The organism is Romboutsia sp. 1001713B170207_170306_H8, from assembly GCF_015550495.1.
Taxonomy (GTDB): domain Bacteria; phylum Bacillota; class Clostridia; order Peptostreptococcales; family Peptostreptococcaceae; genus Romboutsia_E.
Window position 1 is genome coordinate 1 of sequence record NZ_JADNAX010000022.1, and the last position, 5434, is coordinate 5434.

3 protein-coding genes and 2 rRNA genes are annotated in these 5434 nt (G+C 28.4%); 1 reads left to right on the plus strand and 4 read right to left on the minus strand.

Going from position 1 to position 5434, the window contains the following annotated elements; genetic code table 11:
• From I2A66_RS16460 to I2A66_RS16470, 3 genes are all read right to left on the minus strand, one after another.
• A 16S ribosomal RNA gene (locus I2A66_RS16460) occupies positions 1-245 on the minus strand; the annotation flags it as partial.
• Positions 246-685: 440 nt separating this feature from the next.
• Positions 686-1225 (minus strand): anaerobic ribonucleoside-triphosphate reductase activating protein, encoded by a 540-nt coding sequence (gene nrdG / locus I2A66_RS16465; protein WP_147516981.1) that lies wholly within the window; start codon positions 1223-1225, stop codon positions 686-688.
• Positions 1226-1246: 21 nt separating this feature from the next.
• Positions 1247-3589: an anaerobic ribonucleoside triphosphate reductase gene (locus I2A66_RS16470; RefSeq protein WP_195252020.1), complete on the minus strand. Its 2343-nt coding sequence runs from the start codon at positions 3587-3589 to the stop codon at positions 1247-1249.
• 328 nt (positions 3590-3917) lie between these two features.
• Between I2A66_RS16470 and I2A66_RS16475 the strand changes: the two genes are divergently transcribed.
• Entirely contained in the window at positions 3918-5123 is a 1206-nt protein-coding gene (locus I2A66_RS16475; protein ID WP_147516983.1) for a pyridoxal phosphate-dependent aminotransferase, read from the plus strand.
• A 130-nt stretch (positions 5124-5253) separates the two neighbouring features.
• On the opposite strand, the gene rrf is transcribed toward I2A66_RS16475, so the two are convergent.
• Positions 5254-5370: ribosomal RNA gene (gene rrf, locus I2A66_RS16480) — 5S ribosomal RNA — on the minus strand.
• Positions 5371-5434 lie beyond the last annotated feature (64 nt).

Sequence of the window (5434 nt, forward strand, 5' to 3'; positions counted from 1 at the left end):
TTACCAACTAGCTAATCAGACGCGGGTCCATCCTATACCGCCGGAGCTTTGATATTTCTACCATGCGATAAAAATATATCATCTCGTATTAGCGTACCTTTCGGTACGTTATCCGTGTGTATAGGGTAGGTTACCCACGCGTTACTCACCCGTCCGCCGCTCACTTCCGAAGAAGTTCGCTCGACTTGCATGTGTTAGGCACGCCGCCAGCGTTCATCCTGAGCCAGGATCAAACTCTCAAATAAAAGTTGTCCATCGCTCAGCTAATCATTATCTGAATATCTGGCTTGGTTGTTTGTGTTTTAATTCTTAAATAAGAATTAGTTATATAAATTAACCTACTGTTTAATTTTCAAAGTTCTTAATCTATTTTGTTTCTGTCCTTATCTCTTGGACAAGTAATACTATATCAAGTTTGAAACATATAGTCAATACTTTTTTTATATTTTTTTAATAAAAAAATACTTTTTTCTACTTATTTTTATCTATCCACATTATTAACATTGTAATTATATGTATTTTGTGCGATATGTATATTTGTTATCCACATTATTAAGATACTTATCAACATATATTAATTAAAAAAAGCTTCATAAATGTATATATTTTTAATTAATATTATTAAATCTAATATTTAATATATACATTTATTTAAATTTTATACTTTAATATAATCATATATTAATTATTTAACTACAGGCATCTCTCCAAACATATATTCATTTTTCAATATAATGTCATTTAGCTTTAAACTTTCTTGAACATCTATTATCCTTTGATTATAGGACCCCCTAAACCTCAAACTTATGTCTTTCTTATCTATTTCAAACTTCCCATCTACTAAAACATCTATTTCTTTTAATAATTTTCTTCTCTCTCTATACATATTATTACTCTTGTCTAATAGTTCTTCAAAAGTAAAACCCGTATAGGCCCATACATCTAAATTGTTAACCTTAGCTTCTTTAGCTATTATTGCTAATGGTTCTGGTTGTAAAAAAGGCTCACCACCGGATAAAGTTATACCTCTTTGTAGGTTTAAATTTTTTATTTCATATATAATATCTCCAGTATCTATTTCATAACCACCTTTTATGTTATGAGTTTGAGAATTATGACATCCTATACAATCATGAATACACCCCTGACTCCAAATAACCACTCTTAATCCTGGCCCATCCACTATGCTATCAAATATAGTAGGCGCTGCTACTCTTAATTTCATAGAATCACCTTCACTTTTTGATTATGTGTGTTTTACCCTATCACGTACCTCTGCTCTTTTTGCATTATTAAATCTATCTATAGTTCCTACTAAATACCCGGTTATTCTTCTTATTCTCTCAAATCTAACTTGGCTTTCATTCCTTCCACACGCAGGGCATATATCACCGTTTATAATCCCTGTATATCCACATATAGGGTCTCTATCAACAGGATGATTTATACTGCCATATCCAATACCTAATTCTTTCATTGCTCTTATAATAGTCTCAAAAGCTTCTAAATTATTTGTTGGATCACCATCTACTTCTACATATGTTATATGTCCTCCATTAGTAAGTGCGTGGTATGGAGCTTCGATACTTATTTTGTCAAATGCGCTTATTTTGTAATATACAGGAACATGAAATGAGTTAGTATAGTAATCTCTATCTGTTATACCTTTAATTTCTCCATACAGTTTTTTATCTATGGCTGTAAACCTTCCAGATAATCCTTCTGCTGGTGTTCCAATAAGAGAAAAGTTTAATCCATACTTCTTACTAGCTTCATCCATTCTATTCCTCATATATGTAACTATTTTTAACCCTAATTCTTGAGAATATTTATTTTCACCATGATGCTTACCTACAAGACCGACTAAACACTCTGCTAACCCTATAAAACCTATTGTTAAAGTACCTTGCTTTATAACATCAATTAATTTATCCTCTGGTAGTAGATTATCTGATCCTAACCATATTCCTTGCCCCATTAAGAACGGAAAGTTTTTCACCTTTTTATTACCTTGAATTATCATTCTATCTAATAGTTGATCTATTACTAAATCTATTTTTTGATCTAAATCTTTAAAAAATCCATCTATATCTACTTTTTTATTATTAACTATTCCATGCTTTATCCCTAACCTTGGTAAATTTATAGTAGTAAAAGATATATTTCCCCTTCCACTAACTACTTCATCTCCACATAAATTACCTAATACCCTAGTTCTACACCCCATATACGTAACTTCAGTTTCTGGATTATCTGGTTTATAAAACTTTGCATTAAATGGAGCATCTATAAAACTAAAATTAGGAAATAATCTTTTTGCAGATACTCTACAAGATAGCTTAAATAAATCATAATTAGGATCTCCTGGGTTTAAATTTATCCCTTCTTTAACTTTGAATATTAATATAGGAAATATAGGTGTTTCTCCATTTCCTAATCCTTTTTCTAAGGATAATAATAAATTCTTACTTACCATTCTACCTTCTTCTGATATATCAGTACCGAAGTTTATACTAGAAAATGGTACTTGTGCTCCAGCCCTTGAGTGCATTGTATTTAAGTTATGTATAAATCCTTCCATAGACTGATATGTTTGTCTATCTGTCTCTTTTAATGCTTCTTCGTATGCAAATTCTTGAATATTTTTAACTGTCTCTTCATCTATATTAAACTTTTCTTTTAAAACTTCTTTTTCTTTATTTATATAAATTTTACTTTGATTTATTTTAAGTTTAAAATTTTGTTTTTCTAAATTAGAAATAATATCCTTTATATATTCTATATTACCTATACCCTCATATAATTTTAATGCTTTATATATATTTGTAATATAAAATTTCTTAAAAGTTTTAGCTACTCCCTTAGATAAATTATAATCAAAAAACGGTATACTTTGCCCTCCATGCTGATCATTTTGGTTACTTTGAATTGCTATTGCTGCTAAGGCACCATAGCTCATAATATCATTTGGCTCTCTTAAAAATCCATGTCCTGTTGAAAATCCATCTTTAAAAAGTTTATCTAAATCAATTTGACAACATGTTAACGTTCCCATGCTAAAAAAATCCATATCATGTATATGTATATCTCCATTTTCATGAGCACATGAGTGATCTAATTTTAATATATTATCCTTACAAAATGCCTTAGATACAATACTTCCATAGTGAAGCATCATTCCCATAGATGTATCACCATTAATATTAGCATTTTCTCTTTTTATATCAACATCATCAGATTCTTCAAATGTAATTTCTTCTATCTCTTTCATTAGCCGAGTATTAAAATTTCTTATTCTATCTCTCTCATTTCTATTCATTATATATTCTTCACTTATTCTAAAATATCCATTTTCTATAAGATCTTTAACTACTAAATCATATATATCTGCTACTTTTATAATGGAATCTATATGTTCAGATTCTAATAATTTTATTACATCACTAGTTATTTTTTCCGATATTTGATTATTTAGAGTCTTATTTTCTTTATTAGCTACTTTATCCACTGCCAAAGATATAGATTTTGTTATGCTATCTTTATTAAAAGGTACAACTCTTCCATCCCTTTTCTCTATATATTTAATCATAAAACCCCTCCTTTAATTACTATATATTGTATCACAACTCAATCATAACTACTATATATTGTATATATTAAATATTAGTTATTTATATTAAAAGCTTATATTCAATTTTATATTATATATAGTAAAACAATTTAATTTATAGTTTTTACTACTTTTATCATATTCAGTATAAAAGTTTTAGTAAAATGTACTATAACATTAACTTATTTAGCCAATATTATTAAATCATTTTATTAAAACAGGAATTTTTTTATTTGCTAAATTTCTATATGATTTTTCTGAATTTTCATATAACATTAATGTATAGAATTTTTAAGGGGGAGATCTTATGTTATCTAACAGATTATCTATTATAACTCCATCGGTAACAGTGGGAATTAGTACGAAGGTTAAGGAGTTAAAAGATTCAGGTAAGAAAATTATAAATCTAAGTATCGGTGAACCTGATTTTAACGTTCCTGAAAAAGCAAAACACTCTGGTATTGAATCTTTGAATAACGATGAAACTAAATATAACCTAGTTCCAGGTATAACAATTTTAAGAGAAGAAATATGTAAAAAACTTTTAGATGAAAATAATTGTGATTATTCATTAGATGAAATAGTTGTTTCTAGTGGTGCTAAAAATGCTATTACAAATGCTTTGTTAGCTGTTACTGATCCAGGAGATGAAGTATTATTACCAAAGCCATATTGGGTTAGTTATTCTGAAATGACTAAAATAGTTAATGCAATTCCAGTACCTATGAATACAGATAAAAGTAATGATTTTAAGTTAACCGGTGACATATTAAAAAAATATATTACAAATAAAACTAAGTTGCTCATTTTAACAAATCCATCAAACCCAACGGGTGCTGTTTACACAAAAGAGGAACTTTTAGATATAGCTAATATTTGTTTAGAAAATAATATATATATTCTAGCCGATGAAATATATGAAAAAATATGTTATACAGATAAATTTGTATCTATAGCATCATTAAGCAAAGAAATAAAGGATATAACCATAACCATAAATGGATTTGCAAAGTCTGCAGCTATGACCGGTATCAGATTAGGATATTCTGCATCAAATAAAGAAATTGCTAAAGGAATATGTGCTATTCAAGGTCATCTAGTTTCTCATCCATGTTTAACATCTCAATATATAGGATATGCTGCTTTAAGAGATTGTAAAAAAGATTTAGATAATATGGTTGATATATATAAATATCGACGAGATTTAATTGTATCAAAGTTAGACTCCATGACTAACATAGGATATATTTATCCCGAAGGTGCTTTTTATATATTTATAGATTTATCTAAAATAAAAGATAATTTTAATTTTAGCGAAAGCTTTTCTGTTGAATTTTGTGAAGAGTTTTTAAATAAACATAATGTTGCTATAGTACCTGGCCTAGCATTTGGTATAGATGACTATGTACGTATATCATACGCTTGTGATGAAAAAGACTTTTTAGAAGGTTTAAATCGATTAAACGATTTTATCTCTGAAATAATGGTGTCTTGCCCTAATTCTGCTTTATAGTATGGTATAAGTATAGAATGTAACTATTTTACTTTATTTATAAATTATGAGTATCTCAATACTATTAAACTTAAAAGAGTATAGGAAAGTTATTTCAACTTTTACTATACTCTTAAACATAAAAAAGATTACGTGGCTACGTCTTACTCTCCCGGGAGGTTGCCCTCCGAGTACCATCAGCGCTAAAGAGCTTAACTTCTGTGTTCGGAATGGGAACAGGTGTATCCTCTTTGCTATAATAACCACATAATCTTTCGATTAACTTATATTAAGTTTTAGAGTTAATACTCTAAAAACTGCATATCATTTAT